Source organism: Flavihumibacter rivuli (assembly GCF_018595685.2).
GTDB classification, from domain to species: Bacteria; Bacteroidota; Bacteroidia; order Chitinophagales; family Chitinophagaceae; genus Flavihumibacter; species Flavihumibacter rivuli.
The window spans coordinates 3,888,605-3,905,927 of the sequence record NZ_CP092334.1 but is presented as its reverse complement, the minus strand read 5'-3'; the positions used below and the strand labels follow the sequence as shown (position 1 = coordinate 3,905,927).

The 17,323-nt window shown below is 42.4% G+C and carries 16 protein-coding genes; all 16 read right to left on the bottom strand.

Annotated elements, in window-relative coordinates; translation table 11 throughout:
- Positions 1-148 precede the first annotated feature (148 nt).
- Positions 149-1,312, bottom strand: coding sequence for a glycosyltransferase family protein (locus tag KJS94_RS16550; protein WP_214448325.1), 1,164 nt, complete (start codon positions 1,310-1,312; stop codon positions 149-151).
- The gene (locus KJS94_RS16545) at positions 1,305-2,408 is read right to left on the bottom strand and encodes a DegT/DnrJ/EryC1/StrS family aminotransferase (protein WP_214448326.1); all 1,104 of its coding nucleotides are present in this window, start codon (positions 2,406-2,408) and stop codon (positions 1,305-1,307) included. Before KJS94_RS16545 ends, KJS94_RS16550 begins: the two co-directional genes overlap by 8 nt.
- 8 nt (positions 2,409-2,416) lie before the next feature.
- Positions 2,417-2,887: an acyltransferase gene (locus tag KJS94_RS16540; RefSeq protein WP_214448327.1), complete on the bottom strand. Its 471-nt coding sequence runs from the start codon at positions 2,885-2,887 to the stop codon at positions 2,417-2,419.
- A gap of 26 nt (positions 2,888-2,913) precedes the next feature.
- Complete coding sequence (locus KJS94_RS16535) at positions 2,914-3,927, bottom strand: Gfo/Idh/MocA family protein (protein ID WP_214448328.1); 1,014 nt, start codon at positions 3,925-3,927, stop codon at positions 2,914-2,916.
- 158 nt (positions 3,928-4,085) lie between these two features.
- Positions 4,086-4,829: an acyltransferase gene (locus KJS94_RS18220; protein ID WP_305856245.1), complete on the bottom strand. Its 744-nt coding sequence runs from the start codon at positions 4,827-4,829 to the stop codon at positions 4,086-4,088.
- Positions 4,830-5,669 carry a glycosyltransferase family 2 protein gene (locus KJS94_RS16525; RefSeq protein WP_214448329.1) on the bottom strand — a complete coding sequence of 280 codons (840 nt, stop codon included), beginning with the start codon at positions 5,667-5,669 and terminating at the stop codon, positions 4,830-4,832.
- A gap of 2 nt (positions 5,670-5,671) precedes the next feature.
- Complete coding sequence (locus KJS94_RS16520) at positions 5,672-6,838, bottom strand: glycosyltransferase family 4 protein (RefSeq protein ID WP_214448330.1); 1,167 nt, start codon at positions 6,836-6,838, stop codon at positions 5,672-5,674.
- A 206-nt stretch (positions 6,839-7,044) separates the two neighbouring features.
- Positions 7,045-8,070: a glycosyltransferase gene (locus KJS94_RS16515; RefSeq protein WP_214448331.1), complete on the bottom strand. Its 1,026-nt coding sequence runs from the start codon at positions 8,068-8,070 to the stop codon at positions 7,045-7,047.
- A gap of 99 nt (positions 8,071-8,169) precedes the next feature.
- Positions 8,170-9,375: a glycosyltransferase family 4 protein gene (locus KJS94_RS16510; RefSeq protein WP_214448332.1), complete on the bottom strand. Its 1,206-nt coding sequence runs from the start codon at positions 9,373-9,375 to the stop codon at positions 8,170-8,172.
- 27 nt (positions 9,376-9,402) lie between these two features.
- A complete protein-coding gene (locus KJS94_RS16505; protein WP_214448333.1) occupies positions 9,403-10,398 on the bottom strand; it encodes a glycosyltransferase in 996 nt (331 codons plus the stop codon).
- A 17-nt stretch (positions 10,399-10,415) separates the two neighbouring features.
- Positions 10,416-11,090, bottom strand: a complete 675-nt coding sequence (locus KJS94_RS16500) for an FkbM family methyltransferase (protein ID WP_214448334.1) — start codon at positions 11,088-11,090, stop codon at positions 10,416-10,418.
- A 43-nt stretch (positions 11,091-11,133) separates the two neighbouring features.
- A complete protein-coding gene (locus KJS94_RS16495; protein WP_214448335.1) occupies positions 11,134-11,931 on the bottom strand; it encodes a glycosyltransferase family protein in 798 nt (265 codons plus the stop codon).
- Complete coding sequence (locus KJS94_RS16490; protein ID WP_214448336.1) at positions 11,931-13,196, bottom strand: ABC transporter ATP-binding protein; 1,266 nt, start codon at positions 13,194-13,196, stop codon at positions 11,931-11,933. The genes KJS94_RS16495 and KJS94_RS16490 overlap by 1 nt, the downstream gene beginning before the upstream one ends.
- 19 nt (positions 13,197-13,215) lie before the next feature.
- Entirely contained in the window at positions 13,216-14,040 is an 825-nt protein-coding gene (locus tag KJS94_RS16485) for an ABC transporter permease (RefSeq protein WP_214448337.1), read from the bottom strand.
- A gap of 62 nt (positions 14,041-14,102) precedes the next feature.
- Positions 14,103-16,475 (bottom strand): GumC family protein, encoded by a 2,373-nt coding sequence (locus KJS94_RS16480; RefSeq protein WP_214448338.1) that lies wholly within the window; start codon positions 16,473-16,475, stop codon positions 14,103-14,105.
- An 18-nt stretch (positions 16,476-16,493) separates the two neighbouring features.
- On the bottom strand, positions 16,494-17,294 hold the full coding sequence (locus tag KJS94_RS16475) for a polysaccharide biosynthesis/export family protein (RefSeq protein ID WP_214448339.1): 801 nt from the start codon (positions 17,292-17,294) through the stop codon (positions 16,494-16,496).
- Positions 17,295-17,323 lie beyond the last annotated feature (29 nt).

The window sequence follows — 17,323 nt, the reverse complement described above, 5'->3', positions numbered from 1 at the left end:
AAGAAACTTGAATTAACCGCCAAAAAAACACTATTGAATTAAAATCACAAATCATTCAAAGAAGCAAAAGAAACAAGAAATATACATTATAAAATTACCAAGGAATCATTCAATAAATCAAGTAATCGAATCAATATCAATGAGAAAACTATATTCTAATTTTAATATTTCCCAATAATTCTTCTATGCGCTGAACTTGCTTTCTATATGTATTCTCAGCAGCGTAGGACCGTCTTCCTTCAACCATTAAGGTAGAGTTATAATATTCAAGACTATTAACTACCTTTTTAAACAACCCTGGTAATTCATCATTATTCTTTCTACTCTTACACATAGTAATTAAATCATCTCTTCCAGCATAGGTTGTAATATTATTTGAAACTATCACTTTCCCGATTGCTAAATACTCCATTACTTTATGATAATTAGTACCTCCAGATTGATCTTTGCTAATATCATAACAAATTAACAACATATCCACACTTGCAAGCCCAAGCTCTAATTCTTTTGCTGATACAGGTCCATGCAGAACTACGTTAGGCTGATTTTGCAATTCTTCAATAAACATTCTAGTTTCTTTACCCATATCACCCCCCAAGTTTGAAAAAGAAACTTTAACACTTCCCCAAAAATCAAACACGAGATCACTATTCTCCTTAATTAATCGCAACAATGTTAACCTATCAATATCGCGCCTTAATAAATTACCTGAGAATCCAACCCTGATAGGCTTTCCTACTGAAGATTTCACTTTTACATCTAAAAACGATGCACTTACACCATGTTGAATGAAAAACTTAGGGCAGTTTATAAAAGCATACTTACTCAATATTTCATTTGTTACCGATAACACCAAATCTGCCCCCTCGCCAGAATCAAATGCTGTCTTATTAAGTGGCTCATCAACTGGATGAAATATTCTTAAAGATTTATTGGGGAAAAGATTAAATGGATAGAAGTTACCTAAATCAAATGACCATATTATATCAGGCTTCTTAGGAAGATTTTTTAGAACCCTTCTAATATGAAAGCTCATTAAAAAATGAAATACACTTATTGCATGGAACTTTAAATTAACTGGGAACCATAATTGATGATCAATTATAGTTAAACCTGGGTATTCTTTAAGCTGGGTAAATGATACATCAAAACCAACACTTGAAGAAGGAGGATTTAAGAAATAAACGTCATTTCCACGACCTGCCAGCTCTATCGCATAATGGTGTTTAGACACAAACATTTTACCCCACTCTTGTGGAGATATGACCAATATAACTTTACCTGTCAATTTAAAGTCAGGAACTTCAGGCATAGAACTCTTGAATAGTACGGGCTACATACTGAATTTGATCTTCAGTTAACTCCGGGTACATAGGAAGAGAAAGGATCTCTGACTGCATTGATGAAGCAACAGGATAATCATCTGGATTCTTTCCTAGATATTTATAAGCTGGCAAATTAGGTAAAGCAGTTGGGTAATGAATAGAAGTCTCAATACCACTTTTTGTCAAAAATTCCATCAGCTCATCACGTTTTTTTACTCTAATTACATACAAATGATAGGTGTGAACTGAATCTGGTCTACAACGAGGGATCAATACCTGAGGAATATCAGATAAATATTTATTATATAAACTTGCATTATAAATGCGCATTGAAGTCCAATTTAGTATGTGCGGTAATTTAGCACTCAAAATTGCTGCCTGAATTCCATCCAAGCGACTGTTAATTCCTTCTATTTGGTGTTGATGCTTTTTTAATGCGCCATGTCTAGAAAACATCCTGCATTTATCAGCAAAGGAGCTATTATTCGAAATTATACACCCGGCATCTCCATAAGCACCCAAATTCTTACCAGGATAGAAACTAAATGAGCCCGCAATTCCAAATAACCCCGCTCTCTTTCCCTTAAACTCAGAAAAATGAGATTGAGCGCAATCCTCAATAAGATAAAGCCCATGCTTATCGCAAATACCCTTAATCAGCTCTATTTCGCACATCTGTCCATGAAGATGAACTGCTATTACAGCTCTAGTCCGAGAGGTTATAGCACCTTCTAACAACAGCTCATCGATACTATAAAAATTGGGATCAATATCAACAAATACAGGAGTTGCACCAGTTTGACTAATAGTTTCAGAACTTGAAATCCAACTATTAGCAACAGTAATAACTTCATCACCAGAACCAATTCCAAGCATCTTCATAATTATATATAGAGAATCAGTGCCATTAGCACAAGACACAACATGATCAACCCCATAAAGATTTCCAAAATCACGTTCAAAGCTATCAACATATTTCCCGCCAATAAATGCAGTTTCTTCGATAACAGATCTAATTGCTACATCAATCTCGCCTTTGATGCTTAAATATTGAGCTTTTAGATCAACAAATGGAACTTTCATGTATTCTTTTATTTAATAGACCTAATTATTCTGGCAGGATTTCCCGCATAAATCCCAGGTAACAAAATATCCTTCGTAACTACTGCACCAGCACCAATAACTACATTGTCACAGATTTGAACGGGAAGAATAGTGGCATTTGAACCAATTGAAACATTGTTGCCTACAACTGTTGACTTCCATAAACTCTTATTACCTCGCGCAGGTCCACCACTTGAAAAAAGATCATTAATAAACATCACTCCATGACCAATAAAGCAATCATTTCCTATAGTAACCAACTCACAAATAAACGAGTGTGATTGAACTTTTGTCCTTTTGCCTATTATGACATCTTTCTGAATTTCAACAAATGGTCCTACAAAAGAATCTTCTCCTATTGTACAGCCGTAAAGATTAGAAGGCATAACAATACGCACATTTTCACCAAATTTAACATCCTCGCGAACTTTACACTCAAATATCTGTGGATGGAACATTCGAATAAAATTTATTCATTAAATCTTTACAATTTAACCGCCGCACGATAGATCCTTTCAATAATCTCAACAGTTTTCAAACCCTCAAATGAACTAGTTGAAATTGTAGCATTATTACAGAGAACCTCAATCAAATTATCATATACCTTATCATGATTACTCATTGAACCCTGATAATTTCCGTAATTATTTGCTTTATTACCTTCTGGCAAATCGTCAATAACATAACCTTCAATCTGCTGATACTCTAGTTCATTAAGATACTGACCTCCTATTTTAACTGTCCCCTTTTCACCAAAAATTGTAAGGGACCCCTCCATATTTTTATTGTAACTATTTACGGTGTAATTTATGGTTCCAATTGCTCCATTATTAAACTCCAAAATAACTACCCCAGTATCTTCAAACTCAATAATTCCTTGATGAGCAAGATTACCCATAAAAGCTTGCACATGTTTAACATCACCAATCATCCAGTATAAAAGATCAATAAAATGACTAAACTGAGTGTATAAAGTACCACCATCTAACTTTAGTGTGCCTTTCCAGGAGTTATGGTAATAATCTGGATTCCTATTCCAAAAACAGCTTAGTTGAATACTAAGAACCTTACCTAAACGACCTTCTTCTAAAATGCGCTTTACAGCTTCGACTGGCGGATTGAACCGATTCTGTTTGATTGCAAACAAACGCCTATTAGCCCGTTCAGCAGCTTTAATCATTTCACCACAATCTACTGCAGTCAGTGCCATAGGCTTTTCACATAATACATGATATCCTTTATTCAAGGCCTTGATGGCATGTTCGGCATGCAGTCCATTTGGAGAACAAATTGCTACAACGTCCATTTGAGTTTCAGAAGCTAACATGTCTTCTACTGAGTAATATGGATTAGCATTATACTTTACTGCAAGAGCATCTGCCTTTCCAGGATCAATATCACATACTGCAACCAACAAAGCCTTATTATTAATATGCTCTGCATGTCTTTGAGCAATCCTACCACATCCTATAATGCCAATTTTTACAGAAGCACTCATTTCTTTTTTGAATTTATTTATTTTATTTTTTTAAAAGCCGAAAACAACTTATTGTCAACGAAACTGAATACAACTTTGAATTCTGACAAAATTCCGCAGTTGTGAATTAACAGGAATTCACAATTCCAGTCATTAACTTGAATGGAAAATTGAAAATATCAAAGTTCTTTAATCTTCTTTGCAGGAATTCCTCCATAGAGAGAAAACGGCTCAATGCTTTTGTTTACTACAGAACCAGCGGCCACTATAGCACCTTTTCCAATTGTTACGCCAGGCAAAATAGTAACATTGGAACCAATCCAAACACCATCCTCAATTGATATTGCTTTGGTCAATGCTTTACCTTTCCATGGTATAGCCCGACTATTCCTATAATCATGGTCATGTGTATATATTGTTGCTCGTGGACCAATTGCAACATTATTCCCTATATAGATATCACCGCTAACATCAATAATTGAATAATCTCCAACTCGACTACCATTACCAACGATAAACTTCCCAGAAATGCCGTGCTCTCTTGAAAAAATCTGACAAAACGATGCTATCGAACTACCCTCTCCAAACTCCCATTTACTATGAACAATTATAAATGAAGATGACTCGATTCCAGATCTATTCGCAATTGTAAACTCAGAATTCTCACTTAAAACAATTGAAGTATTTTTTCCTATATAACAATAATCACCTACAGTTAAATTTGATCCTTTAGCCAAAATCAATTTTGAATTCCCCTCCATTCTAAAGTCACTTCCTGATACAACATTTCCCCTTCCTTCAATTCTTGAACTCCAATCAACTGAAGCTCTTTGACCTATATCATATTTCCACGAATATAGAATCCAATAAAAGCCTCTAATCAAATTTGAAAAAAAATTAAAAACCTTCTTGGCAAAAAGCATTTAAATATTATTTAACTCTTTAATCAAATCATTGAATACTACATAGCTATTCTTATCAAGTTTAATTATAGCTTTTGCCATCTTCCTTTGGAGAACTCTCTTAATCGAATTAATACAATCCCTGCGATCTTTTAAACTCAATGGACTGGCATTTGAAGTCAGATATTTAACCATAATGGAATCATATGCGCCTTCAAAATTCTTAAAACTATTCATTTCCTGTTCTCCATGCACACGGTACCAAACCATGCCATGCGGCATCAACAATACCGGGTATCGTTGACCCAAGCGATGCCACATTTCAAAATCCCCAACCATCCGCATATTGGAAAATCCACCTACGGCATTAAAAACATCTTTCCTGATGATGGCAGAAAGTGGAGCTTTATGAAAAAGACCGGGGCCCTTATAGTGATAAAGATAGGCCTGCTCAGGCTTCAGCACAAAAGGAAATATCCGCTCCTTGTCCTGGTTTAGTGAACATAAACCCCATCCTGCCACTGGATTGGCTTCCATACATTCCACCAAATGCGCAAGTCCCCATGGGTAGATCAGGTCGTCTGCATCCACATATTTCAGGTATTTACCCTGCGCATGGGAAGCTGCCTTATTCCGGTTGGGATAATCACCCAGGTTCCTTTCATTAATGAATACCTTCACGCGGGTATCTTTTTCGGCGTATGCACGCGCAATTTCTACAGTCTTATCTTTGGAGCCATCATCACAGATGATCAATTCAAGTTCCTTCCAAGTAGAGGCCAATACGCTTTCAATGGCATCCGCTATATATTTCTCCCTGTTATAGGAAGTCATCAATACACTTACTAAAGGCCTTTCCATTCTCAGATTCTGGTTAAACTATTAATTGCTGTTCTGCCGATCACCCCCCAATCAAAATTATTTACAACAAACTCACGCCCGTTGGTAGCCAATGTCCTTCTCAGTTCGCCATCATTTATCAATTCCGCAATGGCCTGTCCAAACTCGTTGGGAGCATCTGCTATCTTCAAATGCTTTCCATTGATATAATCAACACCTTCAGCGCCCTTGCCTGTAGCAACCATTGGAATACCGAAACTTAACGCCTCAAGGATTTTCAGGCGGGTACCACTACCTACCAATAATGGCGCAATGGAGATATGCCCAAGGGAATAAAATTCCCTGAGATCATCAACCCTTCCCATGAAAGTTACGGAAGGATCCTCCTTATACTGATTGAAAATGGGGTTATCATTTCCACTTCCTGCAATAAGCAAATTAATCCCTTTGAACCGCTCCTTCAGTTGAGGGTAAACCTGATCAAGAAACCAAACCAAACCGCCACTATTGGCTACAGTATTCAAGTCGCCACAGAAAAGCAAGATGGGTTCAGTTATGGGCTTACTGCAATGAACAGGAAGTTTTTCATCTGTATCCACCCCATTAGGGACCACCACCATCCTAACTGCCCCTTTATTAAGTTCCGCCAGGATCTCTGCATCATACTGGCTGCAAACCCAAACCTGGTCAACATATTTCCCCAATTCACTTTCCAGCCTATGAACATATTTATACAGAATGTCAAAATTGGCAGTCGGCTTTTTCTCCTGCTCTTCCAACAACAACCGATGGTCCACATTATGGGCATCCAAAACAAACAAACTATTGGGATACTTTTTCCGCAACAAAGGAGCCAGTAGCATACTCTGGTAATGCTCGAAAACAATTACATCATAATCATGGGCCAATGGCTTCGACCCCAGCAAATGCCGCATGAGCAAATAATTAAAGTCAGCCCCCAGGCGATAAAAACCGGTGTTCCATTTGTACACCAGGGAACGGCAAATCCTTTTAAGCAAACCCGCCTTTTTAAACCGCTCAAATTCGCCGGAAGTTGGATATATAAATGAAGCGTAAGGGCAAAGTGGCTGGACCGGTCCTGAAAGTCGCTGCAATACCACTGCATCTACCTCGAACTGCTCACTCATTTCCTTCAACAGGTGATAACAACGCAATCCACCCCCATTCATTGGGGGTAATAAATGATGATATGGGACCAAATGTAAAACCTTAATGTTATCACTCATGCCGTGGCTTCAAATTTAATCACAAGAAAGACATCGGAATTAATCAAAATGTATTTTGAAGTAAATAGCTGATTACAAATAATGGAAGGGGTTAAAAAAGAATTTTTATTTACTTCATAAATCGACAACCTTCTAGCTGCTGGATTGAACTAACCAACTAAATTACTCAACCCCACTTCAAGAGATTTAGCATCACCAATATAGAAATCAGGATAATACTTTAAGAAAGCATCCCTGATTAGCTTTGGTGTATTATCAACATCATAGCTGCTGTAGAAATATGACAATTTACTCTTAAGGTCTTGAGCATCTTTATAGATAGTAAAGCACTCTTCAGGTAAAAACCAATTTCCATTTTCATCCTGCAGACGCCAGGACATAGCCCAATAAATATTAGGTACATATATCTTACATCCAGATGCCAAACATTCGGCAATAGGCAAGCCAAATGCCTCTGGAAATTGAACAAATAACACTGAGGACATTGAATACACTTCTCTGATCTCTTCCATTTCATATTCGCCTTCCAAAATAACTTTGTTAATACCTAGATCAGCAACGACTTCCATTTGTTCACTACGTATCTTCTCATACCCAAATTGAGGAAAATCAAAACAAGTCATAAAACCTGAGCGCCTCTTAACTTCAATCTTAAAAACATCCAAATTCAACCCAATAACAGACCATTTAATTGCATTTAAAGGAGATGACTTAACCTCTGTAGTATCTGAAACAGAGAAGTGCCAATCATATCTTTCAATACCATAATCTCCGTTTTCTTTTAACCCCTTCGTGTGCGTTTCAGAATTTCCTAAATAATAAACTTCATAAAGCGCTATTGGTTTTCCTGTTTTCTCCCTTAGCTTTTCAATATCCATATAACCCTTCCAAAAGGCATTCGGGGTGCATTCTGAGACTACAATTATATCAAACTGCCTTAACTCCTTAGTAATCTGCCAATCAATAGTAAGATGTTTCAGTTTTCTCCTTAACCTATAGTGAAAGCTAATAGGATAGCGTGTTCTACGAAAAACCGAAGATATTCGTTGCAAATACCCTGTGGATTCAAAGAAAATCTTAGACTCTATGCCAATTTTCTTTAGCATATCCTGAAGGCCTATTGCCAAAATCTTAGGGCTGCGATTCTGATCGCGAGTAATTATTGCAACTCTCATTCTAGATAAAGACGAGGATTAAGTAAGTGCCGAACAATTCTCTCTAAGGAATTTTACAACATAAACCACTATAGTATACTGAAAAATAACCTGCGCCAATCAAACTACCCCAACTGCGTCTAAAAGCCCTTTCTCAATTGACAACTTATAATCCTTAAACCACTGAATCGCATTTTCGCTAACTTGAACTCGCAGTCTTTCATCTTTCAAAAGACGAATGATGCATCCAGCAAGATCCACTGAAGTATTACCAATTAATATATGGTCCTTATTTGGCTGCATCACTCCAGCAGCACCACTGGTAGTAGCAACTATAGGCATTCCAATGGATAAGGCTTCTAGTGTTTTAATTTTTAGGCCAGTACCACCCAATTCAGGGTTAATTACAATGTCACCCGATTTATAAAAATCCAAAGCGCTTTCAATCTCTCCTATCATCTCAATACTTGGGTTATCAGAATGAACCTTGGAGCTTATCCTGCCACCGATGATCAATTTAACCATTGGATCACTTTCTTGCACTAAGGGAAAAACCTCTTTAATAAACCAATTTATACTCAACAAATTCAATTCATTGGCAGAGGCAATATACAATAGATGCTTCTCAAAACTTTTCCTAGGCAAAGGTGAATAACCTGGTAAGCATCCAAACAAAATCGTCTTATGTCCTGTCAGATGTGAAAAATAATTCCTCTCGTTCTCATTTAAAGCCAGGATCAAGTCAGCTCTTTTCAATCCTCGCTTTTCCTCACCAGGATAAAGACTGATCCATTCCGGTTTCTTCCCAAGTTCCTGGAACACCTTATACCTGTCGGAAAACTTATCGTGGGTATCAATGATCTTAAAGGTTTTTGACCCGAACAATGACAAGAGGGAGGACATCCAAACATACTCACAGACAACAATGTCATAGGCTTTCGGATCGATCAGTTTTCTTGCTGCGTCCAGTGCATTGATACCAATATGCTGGTCAAGATGGGAATTATACAGGAAATCATCCTGGCCGATCAGCCCCAACCACTTCTTTAACCTAACAGCTACCCTGAACCATTTCAACCTCAACCGTAAGGATAGCTGATGGAGATTAAAGCTGGTCCTGTAAAGATCATCCTTGGCTATTTCAAAAAGATGGCCATTAAAAAAAGCCTTCATTGCGGCCTTATCGTATTGTTCAAAAGCCAGGTATAAACAATGCACCTCATACCCCCTTTCCTTGAAGAAGGAAGCCAGGTATTTTACCATCTTACGGTTACCCGCAGTATCCGGATGGGTAGGGGTGGGGGTAATGATCAATACTTTTTTCATCGACTAGTTTGCAAGGCGTCCCACAAATCAAGGCTTGTTATTGAATCCAGATTCTGCAAGTTTAATGGAAGCAACCTGAAGAGGATTGACTCCTTTGCATTTAAAATATTCAATTACAGCCAAGGGATCTTTAAAAAACTGCATCATTATGAATATAAGTCTTTGGAAGCGCTTTGGTCGTTCAATGCAGCCAATTTCAACTATCCTACTACGATAATATCTAGACAAATATTTAGAGCTAAATATGCCGCTAACTGAAGCGGATTCAACCATCAAGGCCAACTCCTTATAAACAGAAGATTTTGAACGAGATTCTTTTGCTGTAACTTGTTCCTGATGGGTCCTCCACGTAGCTAAATACTCAGGCACATGTAATACGTCCACAATTAAACTTGCACGCATTCCCCATTCGAAATCCGCTTTTGCCCCAAACTGCAGGGAAAAGAGGCCCACCTCATCAAAGACAGACCGCCTGAAAAACAATTGGGTAACGGAAGTATAGATGGTGAACAATACTGAATGCAACAGGCCATCTACAGGAGCCTTCCGGATATGCAATTCCTTCATCTTGCTTCCGTAGAATTGCTGGGGAAGGTATTTGTCCCAGGGATTGGGTTCTACATTCTGTCCATGCTCATCAATGATCCGGAGATTGCAATGCGCCATTCCGCATGCCGGGTATTGCTCCAGGTGCGCTACAAAGCTGCTGATGCCATTCGGCTCCATGGTATCATCACTGGTGGCGATGTAGAGGTATTGGCCTTTAGCACTACGGATGCCATAGTTCCAGGCATCATAGATCCCGCGGGGTTCCCGCTGTTCCAATTGGAACCGGGGATCCTTTCCTACCCGCTCCACGATACGCTGCCAGGTACCATCGGTTGAACAACCGTCTATCACATGACAGGTCCAATTTGCATAATCCTGGTACAGGATGGAATCCAGCCGGGCATCAATGAAGCGCAGGTGATCCTTTACTGGTAATACAATAGAAACCAGCGGCTGCTCAAGCGAATTACTCATAGTTCTTCTTCCTTCTTCTATACCCTGCCAAACAACACATTCCCCATATCCTCATAAGGCAGGTCTTCCCGGATCACTTTGAATCCCTGCATCGCCAGCCAGTCCCTGTATTGGGGATACAAGACCACCCCTTCATAGGTTTCGATCAAACTCACTTCTGAATAGATCAACTTAACGGTCTGCAGGATCCTTGGTGCGGCTTTCAATACTTTGTATTCAGCGCCCTGCATATCCAGCCACATGAGGTCGATATGGGTAACGCCTTCATTGCAGGCCCAATCGTCAATGGTAAAGGAAGGCACATCGATCGATTCGGAGAACAAGACATCAGGATGCACGTCCAGGTGGCCTTTTGGCTTCAGGATCGAGCTGGACGCATTGGACCTTCCCGAACTGATATTGATGGTCACCTTGCCTGTTGAATCATTCAGGGCAAAGGGATAGAGCTTTACATTCTTCTCCTGCCTATTCCTTTCTGCGGCCTTTTTGTACATTTCCGGTACCGGCTCAAAGGAATATACTTTGCCCTTGGGCCATAAGCGCGCCAATTCCTGGGTGTCATTACCGTCGCAGGCACCCGCTTCCAGGATACTGGGATTAGCAGGCAAGTAAGGGACAAAACTTTTCTTCAGTTCTTCAATCTGAATAGTGTCCTTTGTCAAAAGGTTTTTTAACCTTGAAATGATTGACATATGCGATAGGATGGGTTGATGGATGACTAGTGAACCGGTCCGCTCAGGCCGATCTCTGGTATCTTAGTAATTGTACCTGGCTATTGTATTTGTACCAGGCCCAGAAACAGGAAAGCCAGAGGCCTTGAAAGGAATCCTTATAACCTTTATGCTTAATGAAGCACTCATAAAATGCAAAAAAAGGCGTTTGGATTACTTTAACTAAATTGGTTCTTAAGCCCTTATTATATTGGGATTCTCCTTCCTTAGGAATATATCTCCTATGCTTTTCAATTAGCTGCTTTCTTGATCTAGCCCAAAAGTGATGAACAACATTATTTCCTTGAAACTGTATATTCAATACATTAAATCCATCTTTGGGTAACCGTCCATTGTGTACATAAGGGGCAAAAACAAACCTATCCCTGTTAACCAGAATAATCCTACCCAAATAATCACCTCCCCAAATTGTCCCTCTTAGCCTATATCCTTGAAAATAGTTTACCATTGGCGCATAGATTGCCGCATAATTATCCTTTTCGTTTGTAATTTTTTCAAGGAACCTTGGCATCTGAGCTACCAGATTTTCATCCAATACTTCATCCGGATCGGTCACCAGGATTGCAGGATGCCTGGTCTGTTGGTATAACCCGGCATGCACGATCTCTACGATCGGAACCGGTTCGTGATGGATAACGGTAGCTCCCAAACCGGCGGCAAGTGCAACAGATCCGTCAGTGGATCCCAGGTCCACATAGATCAATTCATCACAAAACCCCAGGCGGGATAAACAGTTCGGCAACAGGTCACCATCATTCTTCCCGACCACAATGGCTGAGATAGGTAATTTCCCGGGATTCATCAGCTGGCCTCCCAAATTGACTTGGTAAATACTTTTACATGGGAAGGGAAGATCCCCGGCCGGTGGATGTCCTTGCTTTGGATCATCTGGAAGTCGGCAACATTCTCAATGATATCGAATTCCTTATCCTGGCCAACGATCCCAATATCAATATTGTATTGCCCCGGTGTAAACCAGATATTGGTAGCCTTGACCAGGATATCCTTCACTTCCCCTTCCCTACCCGACAATTCATAACCGGAATCCAGGTTGGTAATATGGGTAATGGTCTCATCCATAAGGTTCTTGAAGTTCATGCCAATATCGAGGTGTTGCACATCCCGCTCGAACTGGATGCGCAAGCGGAAATACACATCTTCACCCATGATGAACTCATTCCGTGCACGGCCTTCATTGGACTCAAGGCCAATGGCCAGGAGTTTCACATGGCCGTTGCCATGCCTGTGCCCCCAATTGCCTTCGCCCTGCCTGTTCTTGTTCAGGTACATGGTTACGGCCTCCTGGGTACCTCCATGAAAGAGCACCTGTCCCTTTTCCATCAACACGGCATCGTTACAGAGTTTCTGGATACTGGCCATATTATGGCTCACGAACAATAAGGTCCTGCCCTCTCCCTTGCTCACATCTTCCATCTTACCCAGGCATTTCCGCTGGAACTGTGCATCCCCAACTGCCAACACCTCATCCACGATCAGTATCTCCGGCTCCAGGTGGGCAGCCACCGCAAAGGCCAGGCGAACATACATTCCGCTACTGTAGCGCTTTACAGGGGTATCCAGGAACTTCTCCACTTCTGAAAACTCTACAATCTCGTCAAACTTCTTCCGCACATCGTTCCTGCTCATGCCGAGAATGGCACCATTCAGGAAGATGTTTTCCCTTCCGGTCAATTCAGGATGGAAACCCGTTCCTACTTCCAGTAAGCTAGCCACGCGGCCCCTGATCCTGATGGTTCCCCTGGTGGGCTCGGTGATCCTGCTCAACACTTTCAGCAAGGTACTCTTACCCGCGCCATTCCTGCCCAGGATCCCCACCCTATCCCCCTGTTTCAAATTGAAGGAAACATCATTCAATGCCCAGAATTCTTCTGTTGAAGAAAGTTCAGGATTGGCCTTTGGCTTACGGAAGGCACCAAAGGACTTCGCCTTCCTGGTGATCTCCTCCCTCAGGGTCGTATACTTCTCCTTCCCCTCATGTGCAAGGGTATAGCTCTTGGAAACATTGGAGATCTCTATGATATAATCACCCATGAAATGCTTATTCAAAATTTACAACTACACTTAATTAAACCGTATCTGCAAAGGTCTTTTCCACCTTCCTGAAATAGCCTATCCCGACCGCCATCATCACTACCATGAGCACGATACTGGCAAGGAAGGAATCCATCCGGAAGGGATCATCCAGCAGGCACCAGCGGAACCCGTCGATCACCCCAACCATGGGGTTAAGGATATAGATCATTCGCCATTTATCGGGGATCACGCTACTATTAAATCCAACAGGAGTGATATACAAACCAAACTGAACGATAAAGGGAACGATATACCGGAAATCGCGATACTTCACATTCAAAGCCGTGAGGAACAATCCAATGCCCAATGCGCAAAGGAAGGTAATTAGGATAAATACTGGCAATAGCAACACTTGGATGGGTGGCAGGAATTGGTACCACGCCATGATCAATACCAGCAAGCCAAAAGAGATGGCAAAATCAACGAAACTGGTAATGATGGAACTGGCCGGTACGATCATCCTCGGGAAATAAACCTTGGTGATCAGGTTGGCATTGCCCACCAAACTATTGCTGGCATCCGACATGGCATTGGCAAAGAATTGCCAGGGCAGCATCCCCGCGAACACCATCAGCAGGTAAGGCGCGGATCCAGGGTTTTCCAGCTTGGCCACACGGCCAAAAATGAACGCAAAGATCAGGGTGGTCAGCAGGGGACGGAGGATACTCCATGCCGCACCAATTACAGTTTGTTTATACCTGACCTTGATATCCCTCCAGCTGAGGATATAGAACAATTCCCTGAACCTCCACAAGTCGCGCCAATAATTTCTTTCCGACTGGCCCGCTTCTATAACTAATTCTTCTTCGAATGGCATTGCATAATTTAATTAATGGAATAGGATCAACATTTCTAATTATCCCAACAATCAGGATCACATCATTTGTCTTTAGAGAACAGGCTTTTCAGGAAAGAGGTTTTGGATTTACCTGTACTATCAAAATAATCCCCCATATAGCCTTTCTTGCCATAACCATAACCATAGCCGTAACCATAGCCATAGCCATAGCCGGGCTGCGCTTTCACGTCATTGATCACCAGGGACAATCCGGGCAACCTGTTCTGCTGGTAGATCTTCTCCACCATCTCGATCATCTTCTTATGGGTATAGCCCTGCCTTACAATGAAAAGTGTGGCATCGGCATATTTGCCCAGGGTCAGGGCATCGCTCACGACACCTACCGGGGCCGAGTCAATGATCACCACATCAAAATTGCGCTTGGCCCAGGCGAACAATTCATCCATCTTGGGGAAGAGCAGCATTTCTGCCGGGTTGGGCGGTATCACGCCGCAAGGGAAGATATACAGCCCATCCACATTAGGTACCTTGGTGATCAGGTCTTCGGGATCGTCATTGGTCACCAGGTAGCTCGACAACCCTTTTCGGGTACTCACACCCAGATTGGAAGCCACCTTGGGTTTGCGGATATCAAATTCCAGGATCAGGGTCTTCTTACCAGCCAACGCATAGGCTGCACCTACATTGGTACTGATAAAGGATTTTCCTTCCCCACTCATCGAGGAGGTCACCAGGATGGTGGGCTTCTTCGCGTTGCTGGCCAGGTAGGCCATATTGCTGCGGATGGCCCGGAATTGTTCGGTGATGAAACTCCTGTTCTGCTGGGTCACCAGCAGGGGACTGGGATCCTCGGAACGGCCGATCTCACCGGCAATAGGCGCCCCTGTTTGTTTTTCAATATCACTCCGGATGGTCACCTTATCGTTGAGGAATTCGATCAGCGCGATGATCAATACCGGCAGGGCAAGCCCCATTAGCAGGAATTTCATGAACACTGATTTCCGGATCGGCGCTACCAGGCTGCCGCGGTTGGTAGCCTTCTCCAGTACCGAAGAATTGGGCAATACCGAAGCGGCTCCGATGGCCACTTCTTCTTTCTTGGAAAGCAGCAACAAATAGAGTTCTTCCTTGATCTTTTGCTGGCGCTCCACATTCAGCAATTGGCGGGCTTTACCCGGGATGCTTACGGCTTTTTGCTGGATCAGATTATAGCGTTGCTGCAATTGCCCCAATTCAATATCATAGGCCCGCTCCACACTGTTCAGGGCCTCTACCAGGTCCTGGCGGAGTTTATCCAGGCTGGTACTCATCTCCACTACCTTTGGGTTTTGGGCAGTGGTGGATTTCAACAAGGCAGATTTCTTGACCTGTAAATCATTGTAAGCACCGATCAGAGGGATAATAGAAGTCTCTTCCACCCCAAGGTTAACGGGAACCGTATTGTTGTCATTCTCCTTGCTGGCCAGGTAGGATCGCAGCCATTCCAATACCTTCTTCCTTACCAATACCTCATTTGTCTTCTTGTCCATCTCACTCATACTGCTCACATAAAGTTCCGACTGCGACTCCAGCGCAATGCCCTGGTTGGTCTCCTGGAAACGCTGGATGGTATTTTCCACCCCGGACAATTCTGACTTGAGTGAGTCAAGACGGTCGTCAATAAAGCGGATGGTATTTTGGGCAATGGTATTCTTGTCCTCGATGGTCAGCTGGGCATACTCCTCCATCAGGGAATTCACAAAATCAGCGGCCAGCTGCATATCGGTGCTTTGGAAGGAGATGTCCAGGATATTGGCCTGTTCATTCACCTGCTTAACATTTATGGCCGGGATCATGCGCTCCGCCGCAATATCAACGGGGTAATAAGCAACTTCAAACTCCTTTGTATCGAATTCGATAAAAGGCATATCCTGGATGGTGATCCGAAACAGGCCCTGGGGGGTCTCAAAGGGCTGGCCGGAAAGTTTTTCCTGCTCTTCCCCTTCCAGTTTATAACGTTTGTTATCGATGAGGATCACCTTGAAATAGACGGCGGAAGAGTCCTTCTTCTTCAGGATCTCCAGTTTGATGGGGCTGGTCTTGTACAATAGGGTCGACCTCACTTTTCCTACACCGGTATATTCGGTCTGGAGGCCGAGGTCCCTCACTACCCGCTGCACCAGGTTGGTGGAGCGAAGGATCACCATCTCATTGTTCAGGTTGGGACCCTGATCCATCAGGAAGAGGCTATTGAATTTTTCGTCCCCGGTAGAATAGGGAGATTCGCTTTTGATGATCATCTGCCCCCTCGCGCTATACACATTGGGGGTATAGCGCAGGTTGATATAGGCCAGGATAAAAAAGACCACCAGGCTCAGCACCACCCAGGGCAGGTACTTGATGTAACGGAACACCAGTTCCATGGGGGTGAAATCCGGTTTCTTTATTGCAAAGCTTTCACTGGATTGATCCATAGTAGATTGAATGGGATGTTATCGGGCGATCAGGGAGGCTATGATAGCGATCACTGACAATACACTGGTACCAATGGCAATATTGCGGGTCAACACCTGCTCGTTCCCTGTCGGCTTGCGACGGTTGGGTTCAATATAGACCATGTCGTTCTGCTGCAGGTAGAAGAAAGGCGATCCATAAATATCCGAACTGCGGATATCCAGCCTGCCGGTGACCCGCTGGCCATCTATTTCCCTTACCACTAAAATATTATCCCGCCGGCCAAAGGGAGTAAGGTCACCCGACCAACCGAGCACATCCAAAATGGATACTTTCTGGTCAGGCAATTCGATCACCCCGGGCTTGGCCACTTCCCCCAATACGGTTACCCTGGCATTGGTATACCGGACCGTGACATAGGGGTTCTGTAAATACACTTTGAGCTTATCCCGCAGCAATACAGCCAGTTCAGATTTGGTCATACCTTCTACCTTGAGCAGGCCAAGGGAATGAAAATAGATCTGGCCATTCTCATCCACCTGGTAGCCACGGCCGGTGGAAGAAAGGTTACTGGAGTTTCCACCCATTGCGCCACCGGTACTTCCGCCTTGCGGCTGGTTGAAGAGTTCGGTGGCATCCTTGCTGTCACTATACACCAGTATGGTCAGCAGGTCACCTTTTTTGATCACCGGTACCGGTACGGCCAGTTCCTTATACTTGAGGGAATCGATTCCCTGCAGGTAGAGGCGCTGTTCATGGTTCTTCTTACTGGCCATACAGCCAACCAATAAAAAAAGTGCAGACAAGAGCACTGCACCAGGCATCAGCTTATTCAGCATACAGTAGTTGTGGGGTAACAATAATTAGT